At 35.6% G+C, this 17,934-nt stretch carries 21 protein-coding genes; 18 read left to right on the top strand and 3 right to left on the bottom strand.

Translation table 11 applies throughout. The features are described 5' to 3' along the window. Nucleotides 1-51 precede the first annotated feature (51 nt). Together R4Z10_RS11585 and msrB are read left to right on the top strand one after the other, a co-directional pair. The gene (locus R4Z10_RS11585) at nt 52-1,653 is read left to right on the top strand and encodes an amidohydrolase (protein ID WP_338469463.1); all 1,602 of its coding nucleotides are present in this window, start codon (nt 52-54) and stop codon (nt 1,651-1,653) included. 103 nt (nt 1,654-1,756) lie between these two features. Beyond that, nucleotides 1,757-2,713, top strand: coding sequence for a peptide-methionine (R)-S-oxide reductase MsrB (gene msrB, locus R4Z10_RS11580; protein ID WP_338469462.1), 957 nt, complete (start codon nt 1,757-1,759; stop codon nt 2,711-2,713). 90 nt (nt 2,714-2,803) lie between these two features. On the opposite strand, the gene R4Z10_RS11575 is transcribed toward msrB, so the two are convergent. Next, nucleotides 2,804-3,253, bottom strand: coding sequence for a DUF2512 family protein (locus R4Z10_RS11575; protein WP_338469461.1), 450 nt, complete (start codon nt 3,251-3,253; stop codon nt 2,804-2,806). A 137-nt stretch (nt 3,254-3,390) separates the two neighbouring features. Here R4Z10_RS11575 and R4Z10_RS11570 point away from each other — a divergent pair, with 137 nt between their 5' ends. The 10 genes from R4Z10_RS11570 (at nt 3,391) to R4Z10_RS11525 (ending at nt 11,659) form a co-directional block, all read left to right on the top strand. Beyond that, the gene (locus R4Z10_RS11570) at nt 3,391-5,388 is read left to right on the top strand and encodes a hypothetical protein (protein ID WP_338469460.1); all 1,998 of its coding nucleotides are present in this window, start codon (nt 3,391-3,393) and stop codon (nt 5,386-5,388) included. Between the two features lie 212 nt (nt 5,389-5,600). After that, the gene (locus R4Z10_RS11565; protein WP_338469459.1) at nt 5,601-5,786 is read left to right on the top strand and encodes a hypothetical protein; all 186 of its coding nucleotides are present in this window, start codon (nt 5,601-5,603) and stop codon (nt 5,784-5,786) included. A 148-nt stretch (nt 5,787-5,934) separates the two neighbouring features. Then, nucleotides 5,935-7,290 (top strand): amino acid permease, encoded by a 1,356-nt coding sequence (locus R4Z10_RS11560; protein ID WP_338469458.1) that lies wholly within the window; start codon nt 5,935-5,937, stop codon nt 7,288-7,290. A gap of 139 nt (nt 7,291-7,429) precedes the next feature. After that, nucleotides 7,430-7,882, top strand: coding sequence for a CBO0543 family protein (locus R4Z10_RS11555; protein ID WP_338473226.1), 453 nt, complete (start codon nt 7,430-7,432; stop codon nt 7,880-7,882). 84 nt (nt 7,883-7,966) lie between these two features. Next, nucleotides 7,967-8,395 (top strand): DUF1801 domain-containing protein, encoded by a 429-nt coding sequence (locus R4Z10_RS11550; protein WP_338469457.1) that lies wholly within the window; start codon nt 7,967-7,969, stop codon nt 8,393-8,395. 235 nt (nt 8,396-8,630) lie between these two features. Continuing rightward, the gene (locus R4Z10_RS11545; protein ID WP_338469456.1) at nt 8,631-8,990 is read left to right on the top strand and encodes a GntR family transcriptional regulator; all 360 of its coding nucleotides are present in this window, start codon (nt 8,631-8,633) and stop codon (nt 8,988-8,990) included. Then, nucleotides 8,987-9,889: an ABC transporter ATP-binding protein gene (locus R4Z10_RS11540; RefSeq protein ID WP_338469455.1), complete on the top strand. Its 903-nt coding sequence runs from the start codon at nt 8,987-8,989 to the stop codon at nt 9,887-9,889. Before R4Z10_RS11545 ends, R4Z10_RS11540 begins: the two co-directional genes overlap by 4 nt. Further along, on the top strand, nt 9,870-10,601 hold the full coding sequence (locus tag R4Z10_RS11535; protein ID WP_338469454.1) for a hypothetical protein: 732 nt from the start codon (nt 9,870-9,872) through the stop codon (nt 10,599-10,601). The genes R4Z10_RS11540 and R4Z10_RS11535 overlap by 20 nt, the downstream gene beginning before the upstream one ends. Further along, nucleotides 10,598-11,290 (top strand): hypothetical protein, encoded by a 693-nt coding sequence (locus R4Z10_RS11530; protein WP_338469453.1) that lies wholly within the window; start codon nt 10,598-10,600, stop codon nt 11,288-11,290. The genes R4Z10_RS11535 and R4Z10_RS11530 overlap by 4 nt, the downstream gene beginning before the upstream one ends. A 54-nt stretch (nt 11,291-11,344) precedes the next feature. Then, on the top strand, nt 11,345-11,659 hold the full coding sequence (locus R4Z10_RS11525; protein ID WP_338469452.1) for a DUF3892 domain-containing protein: 315 nt from the start codon (nt 11,345-11,347) through the stop codon (nt 11,657-11,659). 62 nt (nt 11,660-11,721) lie between these two features. Here the strand turns inward: R4Z10_RS11525 and R4Z10_RS11520 are convergent, their stop codons facing one another. Together R4Z10_RS11520 and R4Z10_RS11515 are read right to left on the bottom strand one after the other, a co-directional pair. Then, nucleotides 11,722-11,919, bottom strand: coding sequence for a hypothetical protein (locus R4Z10_RS11520; RefSeq protein ID WP_338469451.1), 198 nt, complete (start codon nt 11,917-11,919; stop codon nt 11,722-11,724). Between the two features lie 129 nt (nt 11,920-12,048). Continuing rightward, nucleotides 12,049-12,675, bottom strand: coding sequence for a LysE family translocator (locus tag R4Z10_RS11515; protein ID WP_338469450.1), 627 nt, complete (start codon nt 12,673-12,675; stop codon nt 12,049-12,051). Nucleotides 12,676-13,037: 362 nt separating this feature from the next. Between R4Z10_RS11515 and R4Z10_RS11510 the strand changes: the two genes are divergently transcribed. The 6 genes from R4Z10_RS11510 (at nt 13,038) to R4Z10_RS11485 (ending at nt 17,845) form a co-directional block, all read left to right on the top strand. Next, a complete protein-coding gene (locus R4Z10_RS11510; protein WP_338469449.1) occupies nt 13,038-13,181 on the top strand; it encodes a YezD family protein in 144 nt (47 codons plus the stop codon). 191 nt (nt 13,182-13,372) lie between these two features. After that, the gene (locus R4Z10_RS11505) at nt 13,373-14,077 is read left to right on the top strand and encodes a phosphoadenylyl-sulfate reductase (protein ID WP_338473225.1); all 705 of its coding nucleotides are present in this window, start codon (nt 13,373-13,375) and stop codon (nt 14,075-14,077) included. A 21-nt stretch (nt 14,078-14,098) separates the two neighbouring features. Beyond that, nucleotides 14,099-15,178, top strand: coding sequence for an inorganic phosphate transporter (locus tag R4Z10_RS11500; RefSeq protein WP_338469448.1), 1,080 nt, complete (start codon nt 14,099-14,101; stop codon nt 15,176-15,178). Nucleotides 15,179-15,223: 45 nt separating this feature from the next. Next, on the top strand, nt 15,224-16,375 hold the full coding sequence (sat, locus tag R4Z10_RS11495; protein ID WP_338469447.1) for a sulfate adenylyltransferase: 1,152 nt from the start codon (nt 15,224-15,226) through the stop codon (nt 16,373-16,375). A gap of 57 nt (nt 16,376-16,432) precedes the next feature. Then, entirely contained in the window at nt 16,433-17,032 is a 600-nt protein-coding gene (gene cysC / locus R4Z10_RS11490; RefSeq protein WP_338469446.1) for an adenylyl-sulfate kinase, read from the top strand. Nucleotides 17,033-17,101: 69 nt separating this feature from the next. Continuing rightward, the gene (locus R4Z10_RS11485) at nt 17,102-17,845 is read left to right on the top strand and encodes a sirohydrochlorin chelatase (protein WP_338469445.1); all 744 of its coding nucleotides are present in this window, start codon (nt 17,102-17,104) and stop codon (nt 17,843-17,845) included. Nucleotides 17,846-17,934: the final 89 nt, after the last annotated feature.

Raw genomic sequence — 17,934 nt, 5'->3', positions numbered from 1 at the left:
ACGAGCCACTTTTTCGATACAGCTCATTATCGAGCAAAGGGGATCATTGTTTTGAGGAAAATTTATATAAATGGAAATATTTATACCTTTAATTTACAAAAACCACATGTCCAATCTGTCGTCATTGAGAATGGTCGATTTGTTGACATGGGTGAAACAGATGAAATAATCTTACAATGGAACCGTCCTTCAACAGTAGTCATTGATTTAGAAGGATTTACGGTGACACCTGGATTAATTGATAGTCATCTTCACCTCTCGATGATAGCAGATCAAAGTATGAACTTAAATTTAACGGGGGTTACATCAAAACAGGAAATGCTTGATAGAATCAAAGAACGAGCGGCTCAATTACAACCTAATCAATGGTTAATTGGGGGCGGCTGGGATGAACATTTATTTACAAACGGTTCCATTCCAACCCTTACAGAATTGGATCACGTTGCTCCAGCCAATCCGCTATTAATATCAAGAATTTGCCAGCATGCAGCGATCGTGAACAGCAAAGCTCTCGAGTATAGCCATTATCAACCGAATATTTTGCTACCAGAAGGAGGATCAGTTGTACTAGACGAGACAACAAATCAACCGACAGGCCTATTTCTTGATACTGCCATAAACCTTATTAAACAACATATCCCCGATCATCCTTACGAGTCTTGGAAAAATGCCATGCGAAATACAATCATGTATGCGATGGAAAGAGGATTAACGAGTGTGCATAGCAATGACCCTCTCTATTTAGGTGGTCTTGAACAAACTTGGAAAATTTATGACGAGTTATTAAATAAAGAACAGTTAGGACTACGGACAAACCTTTTGATTAATCATGAGTTTTTTGACGAATTAAGAGAATTAGGAATGTACACAGGTTATGGAAATGATACACTGCAAATTGGCGCGGTGAAAATATTTGCGGATGGTGCTTTTGGTAAAAGAACGGCTCTCTTATCCGAACCATATAGTGATAAACCTAACCATTTCGGTGAAGCAATGTACAGTCAAGAACAATTATATGAAATCATTAAAAAAGCACGAAATTTAGATATGCCTGTTGCAGTTCATACAATTGGAGATCAAGCTTTGAAAAATATATTAGATCTTTTGGACCGATTTCCCCCTGTGTCTTATCGAGATCGTCTTATTCATACACAAGTGGTAAATGATTATCTCATTAAGCGATTAATTAATCGGAGTAGAACCGTTGATATACAACCTCGTTTTGTAGCTAGCGATTTTCCTTGGGTGGAGAAGCGACTTGGAAAAAAACGTATCCAATACTCCTATAACTGGCGCACGTTAATAGAAGCAGGTGTTCAATGTGCTGGTGGATCGGATTCTCCCATCGAACCGATAGATCCGATATTAGGGATTCACGCAGCTGTCACTCGAAAGAAACCAGGAGAAATCCATCAAGGTTATCAGCCAAACCAAAAACTATCAATGGTACAGGCATTCCAATTGTTTACCGAATTTGCTGCTTATCCAACAAATGAAGAGGATCAAAAAGGTACCATCGCTAGGGGGAAGTTAGCAGACATGACCGTATTCTCAGCTGATCCTTTTCAAATGAAAGATGCTGATGAATTACTACCAATGAAAATTGTAATGACTATCATTGGGGGAGAAATCAAATATAGAAGAAATGTCTAAGAAATAAATTAACTGTTATAATGGAACGTGAAGGCAAAATAAATGTAGAACGTTCTCATATGGAGTATATTAAAAGAATATGAAGAAAAAGGGGTGTATACATATGTCGAATCAATATGAGTTAGCAACCTTTGCAGGCGGCTGTTTCTGGTGTATGGTAGAACCATTTGATGAACAGCCAGGAATTATTAAGGTGGTATCAGGCTATACAGGGGGACATAAAGAGAATCCGACTTATGAGGAAGTTTGTTCTGATACAACGGGCCATTATGAAGCGATTCAAATTACATTTGATCCAGCTGTCTTTTCATATGAAAAACTATTGGAACTCTATTGGCAGCAAATTGATCCAACCGATGCAGGTGGTCAATTTAATGACAGAGGTTTATCTTATCGAACGGCGATTTTTTATCATCATGAAGGGCAAAAAGAAGCAGCAGAAAAATCTAAAGCTAATCTAGAAGCGAGTGGCCGATTTAATAAACCAATTGTAACCGAAATTGTTCCTGCCTCAACTTTTTATGAAGCGGAAGAGAAACATCAGGATTATTATAAAAAAATGTCCTTTCATTACAATATGTACAAAGAAGGTTCTGGAAGAGCTAAGTTTATCCGTGAGAATTGGAAAACGAAAAAGAGTGATGAAGAGCTACGAAAAGAATTATCTCCGATTCAATATCAAGTCACTCGTCAAAATGGAACGGAGCCACCTTTTCAAAATGAGTATTGGAATCATACGGAAGAAGGAATTTATGTAGATCTTATTTCAGGCGAACCATTATTTAGTTCAAAGGATAAATATGATGCTGGTTGTGGTTGGCCAAGTTTTACAAAACCCCTTCGTCACAGTGAAATAGAAGAAAAACTTGATACCTCTCATGGTATGAGACGCATTGAAGTTCGCTCCAAAAGTGCTGATTCCCATTTGGGTCATGTGTTTGACGATGGACCAGGTCCAACTGGAGCTCGATACTGTATCAACTCTGCAGCCATTCGGTTTATTCCAAAAGACAAGTTAAAAGAAGAGGGATATGAGCAATTTTTAACATTGTTTGAATAGTAACAACGAGGAGATTATTCTCCTCATTCGATATGGTTAATCAGCCACAAAGAAAAGCATCTGAGAAAAATCAGATGCTTTTTTGTTTCTTTATTGTCCATTTTCGTTTCTATTGTTATTCGAATTGCTTGAAGTCAGTTCTTCTGATGCTTCTGTTTGATAACGTAAATTTCCTGATTGTTGCTGATTTCCATTATTCTGATTGATTTGATTGGCGATTGACTTATGGAAAAATGTTTCAAATAAAGCAATGGCTGCCGCCGAAATTAAAGCTGGCATTAATAAGCTGTCTCCATAAGTTAAATTTTCTCCCATTAACCAAATCACTAAAAAGGCTAGCCCAAAATCTGCAACCGTCGCCATCGTATTATTCGTTCTTGGTAAAATAAGCATATCACCAATTAAATATGCTGCAAGTGTTAAAACTAATGATATGGAAAAAATATTCCCAAATGACATGTCATAAATCATACCAAGAATAATAAACAACACAGCAAAGGTAGCAATAAATTTGACAACAAGATTTCGTAAATGTCTCATGATATCAACTCCTTTAACGATAGTATGCTGAGCATTCACATGAACTATACAAAAGAACATTATCTTCCATTAAATTTCAATTAGAAAAAGGATATAGTAGAATTAGTTATAAAAGAAAAGCCCTCAGGGAGAATTCAATGAAATTAACAAACGTTAGATCTAATTTTGATACAATCATTCACTATTTTGATCAAAACCATCATTTCTTTACAAGAGTAGAGGTATATTTCAATCATCAAAGACAGGAGATAAGGGCCATTCTTCTATTCCCATTTCAGAAAAAAGGACAATATTTCTTGGATAAAATAGAGGTTTTCTATAATAATCAATGGGTTCAAAAAAGAGGAAATCCTAATTTGTACGGGATGGCATTAGCTAATCAAAGGGCTGTTATTAATTTAGGAGAAGTTATTTATAAAACAGAAAAGCAAGCTAAAGAGCATTTAGATGCAAGTTATCATCAGTTTGTACAAACATTAGCTAATCGTATTAAGATCGAACTATGCTCATCCTATGCCATTTCTTGTGAAGTTGCTGATGACTATATGAGCATCTTGACTATTTTTATGATAAATGAAGAAGAATTTGAAGGAATTATTGAAACTAACTTTCACTTTGCAACGAACATGGATGAAGATGAGCTTCTTGAAAAATTAATAAATAATTATAAAACACAAATTTTAACTAATATAGAGAAAATCGAGATCGTTCAAAAGGAAAAAAGAGTCAAGCAAAAAACATATTTAACTACGATACCAACCACAAACCCCGTATTAAAAGAAGATCAGATAGATGGTTTGATCAAAATCTCAGTCCAAGGGTTCTGTACTAATTGTCAACTAGATGTTTTTCAGCCGATTAAAACCAATGTTAGAATCAATGAGGACAAACTAGATCAACATCAATTCGATCTATTCATTTCTGTTCTAGGGGATTACTTTGTTTGTGAGCATTGTTATAATGTTGTCGATAAAGAAAATATTATAGTCAAGAATGAAATCACTGGAAAAATGATCAATCAAAAGCCATTAGGAGAATTAGATTTTCTCGGATATCATAACGATCAAATAGCCCATAAGGAAATCGTTTTAGCAGCGATTGAGCATAAAAATTACTTTCGTGATCATCAGGAAAGTTTTTGGAATGCTTTTTCCTATATCGCTTCCCAGCAATGGGAAACTTTTATTGCAGAACTAACTGTAAAAGAGCTTAAGTTCATCTTGCCTCATTACATATCAGATATACCTAATAATGCTACGCACGAGGAATTGCTTTTAATGCTTAAAGAGCTGAATCTTTCCGATCATCAAAAAAATGTTTTTTGGAGAAAAGTAAATGAAAGTTTAATTGATTATTATTTAAATATTACTGTTTTTGGTTGGGATGTAGCAAAAGACAGAGAAATCATTGGACAACATCGAGCAATTTTTATTTTTAAATACTTGCCAATTCCAGAAGAGTTAAGATTTATTCATAATAGACGCATAAATTCACTAGTTATGCAGAGTAAACAGCTTGTTTCAGATTATAGGAAGGAAATTGACCAACAGAAGCAACAAATACAACTTTTACAACAGGAAAACGGCCGATTATCACAAAAGCTGGGTGAAGCTTATCATAAAACAATAACATTAGAACAAGCTTCTCACCGTTTAACAACAGATAGAAATAAGTCAGATATTATAAAAATTAAACAGTTAAAGGGATTAATTGAAGACTTAAAAGCGGAAATCACACAATTAACTTCGCAGCTAGAACCAAATAAGGTAGAGAGTAGAGGGGTGCCAGCGCTCACTGAAAAGGCCCTTAAATTTGCAGAAAGCTATACAGAAAAACCATTAAGTGGGAAAAATATTTTTATAATTGGGGGCTACCGTTCGAAAGAGGTGGCGAGTGATTTAAATTATATCGTATTGACTCATGATGCACGAAATTTAGATCCAATATTTTATCAATATTTAAACCAAGCCGATATTCTCATTGTCTTGACACGGTATATTTCACATCAAGCCATGTGGGAGGTAAAAGAATTTGCCATTCTTGAACAAAAACCTATATTTTATTCAACGTTTACCAATATCCCCACCATCTTAAACAAAGTGGCGAAAGAAATGACAAAGGGGAAAGATAATTAAAGTTTTCTGCTAATAATTGTCCTTTGGAATACTGAGACACAAACACTGATAGAACTTAAAACATCCACACATGAACTTAATGATCCGGAAAATTATACAAAGCGCTTGACCCCTTCCTTACGGAAGAGTCCTAGCGCTTTTTTTATTGGCGAAATCTTTCTGTTATAGAATATGGAATGCCGGTAAAACTTTTAAATAAAGGAGTTGTTATAATGGCTGATATAAAGGATTTCCTCACTACTGCACCAAAAAAAGAACAAGTAACCATAGAAAATGGTTCAAGATTCCCAAATGAAAAAACAATCGTTGGAAATTCCGTAGATGGACATAAAGAGTTGGAAGAATCCAACATTCTAATTACTGGTGATGAAATTAGGCAACAAAATGAAAACCTCTAAGTAGTAAGAAAAAGGATGTGAAAAAATCGCATCCTTTTTATCAATTTAATAAAATCAGGAATTACCAAAAATAGAATATGTCTTTAGTACATAGAAACCTTTATTGACTCTCAAAATAATCTTGATTGTTTGAAGGGGGTTAACACAAATGAAGCAACAAGACAGCGCTTCAAAGGAGGGAAAACTCTCCTGGTGGCAGCTATCACTAGTTGGAGTTGGGTGTATTATTGGAACTGGTTTTTTCTTAGCATCAGGTATTGCGATTCGCTTAACGGGATCTTCCGCCATACTCGCATTTGTCATCGCAGCATTAGGAACCTATATTGTCGGTGAGGCACTAGGTAAAATGGCCGCAAAAGATCCTCAAAAAGGCTCTTTTCGTTATTATTCTAAAAAGGCGTTTGGAAGGTGGGCGGGATTTGGATGTGGGTGGACCTACTGGGCATCCGAGATATTAATTATTGGTAGTCAATTAACTGCATTATCGCTATTCACTAAATTTTGGTTCCCTACTATTCCTTTATGGATATTTGCATCCATTTATGGGGCTTTAGGAATCGTCGTAGTTTTATTAGGATCAGGTGGATTTGAAAAAGCGCAAAACATCTTTGCGGTAATCAAAATCTCAGCTATCCTAATGTTTATTATTCTGGCCATATTAGGGATAACCGGTGTAATTAATGGACGAAGCGACACCCTATATATCCCAAATGCAGGAAATGAATTTTTTGCAAACGGATTTTTAGGATTTTGGTCTGCTTTAATCTTTGGCTTCTATGCTTTTGGAGGAATTGAGATTATGGGGATGATGACTCCTAGGCTTCGCAAAAAAGAGGATGCAAAAAAGGCAAATTCTATCATGCTGCTAACTTTAACAACGATTTATTTATTCGCTGTTGGCTTCGCAGTTATATTAGCACCAATCAATGCCTTTTCTCCGAATGAAAGTCCATTTGTAGTCGCCATGGAACGATATGGGCTCGGTTTCTTTCCGCATGTCTTTAATGGAGGCATTATTATTGCTGGCTTTTCAACCATGTCTGCCTCATTGTTTGCTGTAACAAATATTTTAGTCACCTTATCAGAGGATGGAGACGCACCTGGGATATTTTCGAAAAAAGGCAAAAAGTTAAAGGTTGCACCATTTGCCTTATTATTAACAATGGGGGGACTCGCCGCAAGCATCATTTTTGGAAGAATTATGCCTGATCGCGTTTATGAATACATTACAACGGCAGCCAGTTTAATGCTTTTATACAATTGGACGTTTGTACTTTTTGCTTATCCAAAGTTAATCGAATTATCAGGATGGGGAAGAATCAAGCAATGGGCTGGAATCCTTTTAATTCTTGCAGCTGTAAGTGGAACGTTATTGGAGAAAGCAAGCCGGCCAGGCTTCTTTATAAGCTTGCTATTTGTCGGCATTATTGCCATTGTATTGCTGTTCATGCAACGGCGATGGAAAAAGAAAGGGAAAAGTTATAGTTGGCTGAGATTAGCCTAGATTTTAAACACATGGATTTTAAACTGTTCCATGTGTTTCTTTTTTTACAAAGAAAACAATCTAGTAAGAGAAAAATACAACATAGGGGTGATATAATTTGAGAAAAAATCAGTTAGGAATAAAAATGGAATGAGGTGCAATAGCAGTTTCAGCGTTATTATTATTATTTTATGTTCCACGGAATCGATTTCGTGAAGCAAACATTATTTCTTTATTAAAACAAACGATTACCTTTCTACTTGAAGTCCTAGTTGTCGAGAAGAAACTAATTACGTATCCATTTAGACGTACGCTCACGTCTAGTTTTACATTTGAATATCTCGTCTATCTCGCTCTTTGTGTATTGTTTAATTTATATTATCCAGAAAAAAGAAACTTCGTAGTTAAATTTCTATACTATTTTGTTCATACTTGGTTTATTACGGGTTTCGAGATGATCGCTTTAAAATATACAAATATTATTCGTTATAAAAAGTGGACCTGGTATTGGAGTTATATTACGGTTTGGCTTACATATTATATATCTAGAAGTTATCATAAATGGTATATGAGGAAAGAAGTGACGAAAAATACCGAGCTTTCATTTAAATAGATGCATTTTATGTACACGCTTCTCTTAATTAAGTCGATTATGCTATGATGAGGAAATGAGTGGTTCAAGAAGGGTAGGGAAGAGATGTACGAATTAAAAACAAAGGAAAGCGATCACAGTGTAATTGAATTTATTGAGAGTGTAGATAACCCCAAAAAACGTGAGGATGCCTATAAACTGTTAGATATCTTTGTTGAAACCACTGGTTACCCGGCGAAAATGTGGGGGACAAGTATTATTGGATTTGGGTCTTATCACTATAAGTACGACAGTGGTCATGAAGGAGATGCTCCATTAGTCGGGTTTTCACCGCGTAAAGCTAAGCACAGCTTATATTTTGCCACTGGAGAAACCGAGAGAGAAGAACTGTTAAAAGAGTTCGGCAAGCATACAACCGGTAAGGCCTGTGTTTACATCAATAAAGTAGCAGATATTGATACCGATGTATTGAAAAAATTAATTCAGGCATCTATTCGCTTTTTAAAAGAGAAATATCCTAATCAAAAATCATGAAAGAGGGTCTTCATATTTGTTATGAAGACCCTCTTTCATGATATCAACTAGTAATTTCGGTAATTATAATCCATTAAAAAGTTTCTACTAAACGATTGTTATCAAGAGTCGAAGTCTCCAATTTTTTCCCCTTTATCTCTTGTGGGATCCATGGATATATTATAAAATTATAGTACGTTACAACAGTAATGCACTACATATAAAGGGGGCGATGACCATTCTAAACTCTGACAGTATGAAGCCCATCTACATGCAAATTGCCGAGTGGATTGAATCGGAAATACTGAATGGTCACTTAATTGAGGAACAAAAGGTTTATTCTCAATATCAATTAGCGGATATGTTTACGATTAATCCGGCAACTGCTGCAAAAGGCATCAATCTATTAGTTGATGATCAGATTCTTTATAAAAAAAGAGGTCTCGGTATGTTTGTGGAAAAAGGAGCAAAAGGTCAGATCTTAAACAAGCGGAAAAATCAAACACTACGACATTTAGTATCTGAACTCGTATTAGAAGCGAAACGATTAAACATTAGTAAAAATGAATTAATACAAATGATTGATGAGGTTTATGGTGAGGAGGATGGGCAATGACCGTCATTCAATGTCAGGATTTAATTAAAACATATGGTCGCAAAAAGATTCTTAATAAGCTGTCTTTTTCAATCAAGGAAAACAGTATCACCGGCTTAATCGGAAGAAATGGCGCAGGAAAAACAACTTTATTAAAAATAATATCAGGCTATATTAAAGAAACTTCTGGACATATGAGTGTTTTTTCAGAAAAACCATTTAATAGCTTAACTGTTTCAATTAACTCGATATTTGTGGATGATAAAATGGGGTTTCCACCTGCTCTACAGCTTCGTGAAATTTTAGATGTCGCTGGAAGTTTTTATCCTCATTGGGACGAAGTGTTAGCTAAAAAGCTATTTGATTATTTTTCCTTTGACCCCACAGATTACCATAGTCGGCTTTCAAAAGGGAAAACAAGCACGTTTAATATGATTATTGGTATCGCTTCTCGATGTCCACTTACCATTTTTGATGAACCAACAACAGGGATGGATGAAGCGGTTAGAAAAGACTTTTATCGAGTTTTATTAAAGGACTATATGGCTCATCCAAGAACGATTATCTTATCTAGCCATCATATCGATGAAATTGAGGATATTTTAGAGGATGTCTTGCTTTTAGAAAATGGAAAAACTTATTTTCATTTACCTGTATCTGAGCTGAAAGAGTGGGGGATCGGTATGAAAGGGCATAAAAAGTCGGTCGAACGTTTATTAAAGAATCGAGAAATTTTATATAGAAAAAGTATTGGCAATCATTCAACCTATGTGGTCTTTCAAAATGATCTAACGCAAGAAGAGCGACAAGATGCCTATTTATCAGGAGTTGAACTATTACCGATTAGAAGCAGCGATTTATTTATTTACTTAACTAATCAAGGGAAAGGTGGAATTGATGATGTCTTTATCAACGATTAGTTTAGCTCAAACAGTTAGAAAACAATTTTTGTTTAAACTTAAAGCCAATATTGACTCTCTTAGCTCTCTAATTTGGGTTCAACTACTTGCTATTCTCTTTTCGTTTGGCGGAGTTTCCACGATGTGGTCATCTTTCGGTGCAGCTTCGATCGAGATTCAACACTTTACTGGGGATCTTGTTATTGTTTTTACAATGATTTGGAGCTTTACTACGGCAATCACAATAACCACTAAGCCAAATCGTTTACAAGATTTTACCTTTGTTACAAATCGATTAAGCAGTAGTTTATCAAATATTCTTTTCTTGTTGTGTGCGAACTTATTAGGCAGCTTAACAGCCATTTTATCGGGCAATGTAATTAGCCTTATTAAGTATCTATTTTCCAATACACAACTATATTATATGGAAACGAATGGTCTTGATCTTATTGGAGGCATCGCTTTAACCTTTTTGTACCTATGTATGTTTAGTGCTTTAGGTTATTTCATTGGTTCACTCGTTCAACTTAATAAAATTTTTACTGTTCTCATTCCCATTTTAATCATTGGTCTTTTGTTTTTAACGCAAAGCGATCCATTTCTTGTTAAGTTATATCAATTCTATGTTGGAGAATCAAATTTCATCTTGTTTTTTCTCAAATCTGTCTTAACAACCATTCTATTATTGATCCCGGCGGTCAGTCTTATGAATAGGCTGGAGGTACGAAAATGAGTATGTTAACATCCACCGTGCCATTCCTCATTATTTTTATTTTGGTAACTATTGGTTATTTATTTTATAAATTAGGAAAGAAATATATTACGATCAAAGTAACACATTGGTTGTTAGCGATCTATTTGCTCATTTTGCTTGTTGCTACAACTTTAGTTCCGTTTATGGCTGACAGTACAATAGTAAAGGGAACAAGAGATCAACAGGACCAAGATGAGGTCATAAATCAATTGTATGCCCATTTACAAAACGGAGAAATCGACTCCATTAAAGATAAATTTTTGGTTTTAGAACAAACTTTCGAACATCGTCTAGAGGCACCATTACGAATCCTATCTCCTTTAAATGATCATGGCATCTCAGTATTTATTGAACAAATACCAGAAAATAATGGTAAAATTGAGGCGTTTGTCTTTCAATCGGCTATAACGTTTAATCAAATGGACTTTTCTGAAGTTCTAGAAAACATGGAACTAGAAAAACAAAAAGATGTCCTCAAAATCCTTGTGCCTGTCAATGATATTCATGTTTCCATTTTAGGCCCATCCCTGCCTGTTCGACAATTAAATCAAAATAGCATTATGTCACACTCATCATCTAGCTCAGAAGGAATGATTTATTTAAGAGTTCCTGAAAACGTAAAAATTGTGAGTGACGAGAATGTATTCCTGAATTATGTAGAAAAGTAGCATAAAAACCTGTTAAACCGAACAAACTAACGTACGTTCGGAGGTGGTGTTAAAATGGAAAATAAAGATTATAATCAAATCTATCAAGATTATCTAGAACAATCAAAACAAAATGCAATAAATGAGGCTAATGACAGTATAGTGGATGGGAAAGAAAGGATCGTAGCAGTGAGAAAAAATGATGACGGAGACTTAATTGCCTTTAAAACCGCATCGGGTCGTGAGTTAGATTACTTAACAGCATTGACCGAAGCCAAGGCTGGGAACATTGCTCATATAGACGTTTTCCATAAATATGGCAGAGATATATTACGCAGTGAACCTGATGGAATTAAGGAAAATAATTTAGATCAACTGCCGGAGTTTTAATCTATTACAAAAAACCTCCTTTCATCACTTTATGAAAGGAGGGGGTAATTCATGTCATTACTTCAAATAGGGTATAGTTCGTACTCGTTTTCGCTTTCTCGTTCAATCTCTTTAAGTGCTTCTTCCCACCATTTCGTTGTGACTGAAGCTTCAGCTACTACAGGAGTTTCCTCAGGCTTAGAACTTTTCAACAACACTTCTTCTTCCTCCATCCGACCGCAGCAAATCTCATAAAGGTCATCGAATTGCGCCATAGACATCAGGAGCACCTTCTTTCCCTGTAATAAGGGGTCAATGTTTGCCTCCCTCTTATCTTTATTATAATCCCGAACAAGCCAGATTATGATGTATACATATGACATAATTTTGAACTTTCAAAAATTTCAAACTTAGAATAAAATATTAAATGATTCATAACCGAAATAAAGACCAAAACCGACGAGTGATAGACCAGATGCAATTGAAATCCAAGCGAGCAATCTAGGGGTTAAATATCTTCTGAACGTACTTGCAAGTAAGGCCATTGTTAAATCCCATATGATTATTCCTGTAAAAATGGCAGAGCTGTAAAGAATTAATTGGGATGTATTATATGTAGCGGCTGCCTTAGCTAAAACCGAACCAAAGATTCCAAGCCAAAAAAGAATGGTTAGTGGATTAGATAATGACATTATAAAGCCAGAGAAAAAAGACTTTGAAACCGGTTCTTTTTTCTTGGTATTCGAACGAGAATCAATTTTACCCGCACCCATCATACATTCTATCCCTGTATAAGTTAAAACAAAAAAACCAAACAGCCATAGAAATGATTTTACGATTGGAATTTCCAAGAAATGAACAATTCCCATATAGACAGCCATCATATATACCATGTCCGCTACCATGGCGCCTACTCCTACCATCCAAGAATGAAAAAATCCATTTTTGATCCCATGATCTAGCTGTGCTGCGTTAACAGGCCCAATTGGAGCTGCTAAGGATAACCCCAAAAAGATATAACTAATAAAAACCGCCATATTTACACCTCATCATGAAATATATGCTTGTATCCATTCTATTCATGATAAAGAGGTTGTACGACTCTTATTTGGTAAAAGTGTTATTTTAATCAAAAAGAGCTTGATTCATTTTAGATTCATATAATATAATCAATTTAACGGAATTAAATCCGAGTAATTACATATAATTTATTGACATACATTAATTTTGTGGTAAAATTTTATAAAATAGTTAGTTTACTATGAATCTTTAATAATTTATTTGCAAAGCAATTCACTACTCAAAAATTTTGATGGTGAATTGTTTAAGCAACCTTTCCGAAGTGGAATTTATTATTGCCTGTTATTCTAATTTCCACTTATTACGAGGGGGGAGAACTGTGGGAGAAAAGAATCAAAATGAAGCCATCTTTACGCAACTAAAACAAATGCTGGAAGATATGAAGTATGGTTCAATTACACTTGTTGTACAGGATGGAAAAGTAATTCAGTTAGAAAAAGTTGAAAAGGTAAGACTTAAATAACTTAATAAATTGCTGACTAGAGAAACTAGAGGCAGTTTTAACCAAATGATTGTAAAAATTGGTTAAGACTGTCTCTTTTATATTAATAAAAGCAGTTTTGAACCATGTACAAGTAAAAAACATATCATTTGATAAGAAGATTACCTTAAGAACGAAGACTACAGAAATGTGGAGGTAGAGGCATGGCAGAGATCTTAACCTATGAAAAATTTAAAGAAATTCCGCTTAAAGAGTTTTCCTATGACGATGAGACAAAGGGTGCACTTCAAGTTCTAAAATGGGCATACTCACACTACGGCGATAAGCTAGTATACGCTTGTAGTTTCGGAATAGAAGGGATTATCTTAATCGACTTAATTGCACAAGTAAATAACAAAGCTAAGATCGTTTTTCTAGATACGGACCTTCACTTTAAAGAAACTTATGAATTAATTGATAAAGTGAAAGCTCGTTATCCATCTTTACAAATAGAGTTAAAGAAACCTAGTTTAACACTTGCAGAACAGGCAGAACAGCATGGAGATGAGTTATGGAAAAACAATCCAAATAAATGCTGTGAAATCCGTAAAGTGCTTCCGTTAAACGAAGTGCTATCAGGGGCAACTGCGTGGATATCTGGATTAAGAAGAGAACAATCAGAAACTAGAAAACATACGCAATTTCTGAATCCTGATCATAAATTTAAATCAGTAAAAGTTTGTCCCCTCATCCATTGGACATGGAAGGATGTTTGGCGCTACCAACACAAAAATGGTCTTGATTACAATGTATTACATGATAAAGGTTATCCAAGTATTGGTTGCCAGCCTTGTACAGCACCTGCAATTAATCCTGGTGATTTACGCTCAGGAAGGTGGACAGGGCAGGCAAAGACAGAATGTGGGCTACACCAATAAAAGGATAAGAAGGAATAAACTATGATCATAACGTATATAGCAGGAATTGTAGCACTCTTTTTCGCAATGAACATAGGTGCCAGTGGTGCAGCTGCGGCGATGAGTGTTGCCTATGGTTCAGGTGCGATTCAAAGTAGAAAAAAGGCTTTACTTTTATGTGCGATTGCTATCCTTTTAGGAGCTGTTATTGGTGGAAGTGAAGTCGCCAAAACAATAGGAACGGGAATTATCCCCCAAGCCCTGTTAACCGCAAAAGTAGTATTGATTATTTTAGTATCAGCAGCGATTTCCTTGTTTATTGCCAATTTGTTAGGTATTCCATTGTCAACGAGTGAGATTACTGTAGGTGCAGTCGTTGGGGTTGGAATTGCCGAGCAAGCATTGTTTGTTAATAATATTTTAGTCATTGTTTCTTTTTGGGTCATTGTTCCAGTAGTTGGTTTTACTTTAGCCTTTATTTTCGGGAAAATCATTGCGATTGTGAATAAGAAATATCCACAATTAAAAGAGAAAAAAGCACAACGGATCTTAGCCGTGTTTGTCATCATCGTAGGATTCTTGGAAGCTTTTTCAGCAGGAATGAATAATGTTGGAAATGCCATAGGTCCTTTAGTTGGTGCCAATTTGGTTTCAATGACAACAGGAACTATAGTAGGCGGAATTTTTATTGCAGCAGGTGTGTTATTTCTTGGTGGTCGAGTTTTGCAGACTAACGCAAAGAAAATTACTAGATTTACCTTACTTGAAGGGGGAACGATTTCATCCATAGGAGCAACTCTCGTAATATTAGCTTCGATCTTTGGAATACCCGTCCCACTTACTCAAGTCACAAGTACGGCAATTATGGGAATTGGTGTTTCCAAAAAAGGCAAGAATCAAGTGAACAATAAAGTAATTAGCAAAATTATCAAAGTATGGCTTGTTTCACCCGTTGTGTCATTAGTGATTTCCTATGGCTTAATGAAATTGTTTATTGATAGTGATGTGTACACCGTCATTGTTTTGTTAAGTGTATGTTTAGCCACAATTGGTATATTAAGTTTAATCAAAACGATTCAACAAGAAAACCGTTCTTATTATGAAAATGGGGAAGGTATTTAACCCCTTAATCATATAATTGTAATTATCTATAGGAGGAATTGAATTATGTCATTAAGTACACCACATGGAGGAACATTAATTAATCGTTGGAATGGAGAATATGATTTTTCAAAAATCGAAAAGTCCATAGAATTAGATAATATTAGCTTAAGTGACTTAGAGCTAATTGGTACAGGAGCGTATAGCCCAATTGAAGGATTTTTAACAGAAAAAGATTATGTATCCGTCGTTGAAAATATGCGCTTAGCATCTGGATATGTATGGAGTATTCCGATTACATTGCCTGTAACAAATGAACAAGCAGGAACGATAGAAGTAGGGGAAGAAGTTCGTCTTGAATACGAAGGAAAAACATATGGGGTCATAACTGTTTCAGATATCTATGTTCCAGATAAAGAAAGAGAAGCAGCAAACGTATATGGAACAACAGATCTCGCTCATCCGGGAGTAAAGAAAATGTTCGAGCGTGGAAATGTATATGTGGGTGGAAAAATCACACTTGTAAAACGTATTGAAAGAGAGCAATTCGGTGAATTCCATTTGGATCCAAGTGAAACAAGAAAATCCTTTGAAGAAAAGGGCTGGAATACAGTTGTTGGATTCCAAACAAGAAATCCGGTACACCGTGCCCACGAATATATTCAAAAAACAGCGCTAGAAATTGTAGATGGACTTTTCTTAAATCCACTTGTTGGAGAAACAAAGTCAGATGATATTCCAGCTGACGTAAGAATGGAAAGCTACCAAATTTTATTAAAGAACTATTATCCATTAGATCGTGTATTTTTAGCTGTATTCCCAGCAGCCATGCGTTATGCAGGTCCGAGAGAAGCAATTTTCCACGCGATGGTTCGAAAAAATTATGGATGCACACACTTTATTGTTGGCCGCGATCATGCCGGAGTAGGGAACTATTACGGTACATATGACGCCCAAGAGATTTTTAGTAATTTTACGCCTGATGAATTAGGGATTACTCTATTATTCTTTGAACACAGTTTTTATTGCACAAAATGTGAAAATATGGCTTCTGCAAAAACATGCCCACACAGTAAAGAAGACCATGTCATTTTATCAGGTACAAAAGTTAGGGAAATGCTGCGTAATGGGGAAATCCCTCCAAGCACGTTCAGCCGTAAAGAAGTTATTGAGGTATTAATCAAAGGCTTACAGCGACATGCAGTACAATCTAAATAAGAAAAAGTAGCAAGGGTTTCATATTTCATTTTTATATGAAAAAGAGGAGGATGCAAGTTGGCAAAGAGTACAAATGTTGTTTGGCATGACCAATCGATTTTAAAAGAAGACCGTCGCAAACAAAATGGTCACAATAGCTTTGTCCTATGGTTTACAGGTCTATCCGGTTCAGGAAAGTCAACACTGGCAAATGCACTCGCAGCACGATTATATCACGCTGGTGTAAGAAACTATGTATTAGACGGGGATAACATTCGACATGGATTAAATAAAGATTTAGGTTTTTCCGATGAAGATCGCACAGAAAATATTAGACGAATTGGAGAAGTATCTAAACTTTTTGTCGATAGCGGTCAAGTTGTATTAACAGCCTTTATCTCCCCGTTTCAACAAGATCGGAAGCTCGTACGTGACTTGCTGGAAGATAACGAATTTATTGAAGTCTATGTGAAGTGTCCAATTGAAACTTGTGAAGAGCGTGATCCAAAAGGGTTGTATCAAAAAGCTCGACAAGGGGTAATAAAGGAATTTACAGGCATTAGTTCTCCGTATGAAGAGCCAGAAAAACCTGAAATTATCATTGAAAGTCATTTGAACTCAATTGAAGAAAGTGTCGAACAAATCATACACTATTTAAAAGAAAAAAATTTAATCTAATCCTATAAAGGAAAAAGGGAGGTTTGTATTAACTCTCTTTTTCCTTTATATTTTTATTGAGGTGAAATTATGAACGCAATTCTTTACATATGTCATGGCAGTCGAGTGAAAGAAGCGACTGACCAAGCGGTTTCATTTGTTAATAAAATTATTAAAAAAGTAGACGTTTCCATTCAAGAAATTGCTTTTATAGAACTTTCTCAGCCAAGTATTGCCCAAGGTTTTGAACGTTGCGTAAATCAGGGCGCAACGAACATTGTTGTTATTCCTGTCTTACTGTTAACAGCTGCACACGCCAAAAAGGACATCCCTGAAGAGTTAGCTCTTCAACAGAAGCGGTTTCCCAATGTTAAGGTGAAATATGGCCACCCAATTGGCGTAAATGATCAAATGGTTGACCTCTTGCTAGAAAAGATCTCAGAGACAGGAGCGGCATTGCAGCAAGGAGATAGCGTCCTTTTAGTGGGGCGTGGGAGCAGTGATCCTGATGTCAAAAGAGACTTATTCTTAATCGGAGAGAAACTAAAACAAAAAACAAAAATTAATAAAGTTGAGGTTTGTTTTTTAGCCGCGACTAGACCAACACTTCAGGAAGGACTCGAACTGGTCCAAGATCATCATTTGAAACATGTTTTTGTCATTCCTTACCTTTTCTTCACTGGCATATTAATGAAAACGATTCAAGCAGCGATTGGAAAGGTTAAAGATGACCGTCGTACAACATGGGTTTTATGTCAATATTTAGGCTTTCATCCGATCATCGAGAACATTATTATCGGGCAAATTTATGAATTACTAGAAGGGGAAAAGTGATTTTCATAACTGATTGATACTGTAATAAGATGATGCCGAATCATTCGAAATACTTAGACCACCGCTCATGTTGGAATGTGAAACATTTG

Origin of the sequence: Niallia sp. XMNu-256 (assembly GCF_036670015.1) — a bacterium.
Taxonomy (GTDB): Bacteria; Bacillota; Bacilli; order Bacillales; family Cytobacillaceae; genus Bacillus_BD.
Note: the sequence above shows the minus strand (reverse complement) of the source record. Positions and strands in the feature narration are given on the sequence as shown.

Bases quoted from the DNA above. Each gene is read 5' to 3' on its own strand.
- msrB (WP_338469462.1), top strand. From the start codon at position 1,757: ATGTCGAATCAATATGAGTTAGCAACCTTTGCAGGCGGCTGTTTCTGG.
- R4Z10_RS11575 (WP_338469461.1), bottom strand. From the start codon at position 3,253: ATGAGACATTTACGAAATCTTGTTGTCAAATTTATTGCTACCTTTGCT.
- R4Z10_RS11570 (WP_338469460.1), top strand. From the start codon at position 3,391: ATGAAATTAACAAACGTTAGATCTAATTTTGATACAATCATTCACTAT.
- R4Z10_RS11565 (WP_338469459.1), top strand. From the start codon at position 5,601: ATGGCTGATATAAAGGATTTCCTCACTACTGCACCAAAAAAAGAACAA.
- R4Z10_RS11560 (WP_338469458.1), top strand. From the start codon at position 5,935: ATGAAGCAACAAGACAGCGCTTCAAAGGAGGGAAAACTCTCCTGGTGG.
- R4Z10_RS11550 (WP_338469457.1), top strand. From the start codon at position 7,967: ATGTACGAATTAAAAACAAAGGAAAGCGATCACAGTGTAATTGAATTT.
- R4Z10_RS11545 (WP_338469456.1), top strand. From the start codon at position 8,631: ATGAAGCCCATCTACATGCAAATTGCCGAGTGGATTGAATCGGAAATA.
- R4Z10_RS11540 (WP_338469455.1), top strand. From the start codon at position 8,987: ATGACCGTCATTCAATGTCAGGATTTAATTAAAACATATGGTCGCAAA.
- R4Z10_RS11535 (WP_338469454.1), top strand. From the start codon at position 9,870: ATGTCTTTATCAACGATTAGTTTAGCTCAAACAGTTAGAAAACAATTT.
- R4Z10_RS11530 (WP_338469453.1), top strand. From the start codon at position 10,598: ATGAGTATGTTAACATCCACCGTGCCATTCCTCATTATTTTTATTTTG.
- R4Z10_RS11525 (WP_338469452.1), top strand. From the start codon at position 11,345: ATGGAAAATAAAGATTATAATCAAATCTATCAAGATTATCTAGAACAA.
- R4Z10_RS11520 (WP_338469451.1), bottom strand. From the start codon at position 11,919: ATGTCTATGGCGCAATTCGATGACCTTTATGAGATTTGCTGCGGTCGG.
- R4Z10_RS11515 (WP_338469450.1), bottom strand. From the start codon at position 12,675: ATGGCGGTTTTTATTAGTTATATCTTTTTGGGGTTATCCTTAGCAGCT.
- R4Z10_RS11500 (WP_338469448.1), top strand. From the start codon at position 14,099: ATGATCATAACGTATATAGCAGGAATTGTAGCACTCTTTTTCGCAATG.
- sat (WP_338469447.1), top strand. From the start codon at position 15,224: ATGTCATTAAGTACACCACATGGAGGAACATTAATTAATCGTTGGAAT.
- R4Z10_RS11485 (WP_338469445.1), top strand. From the start codon at position 17,102: ATGAACGCAATTCTTTACATATGTCATGGCAGTCGAGTGAAAGAAGCG.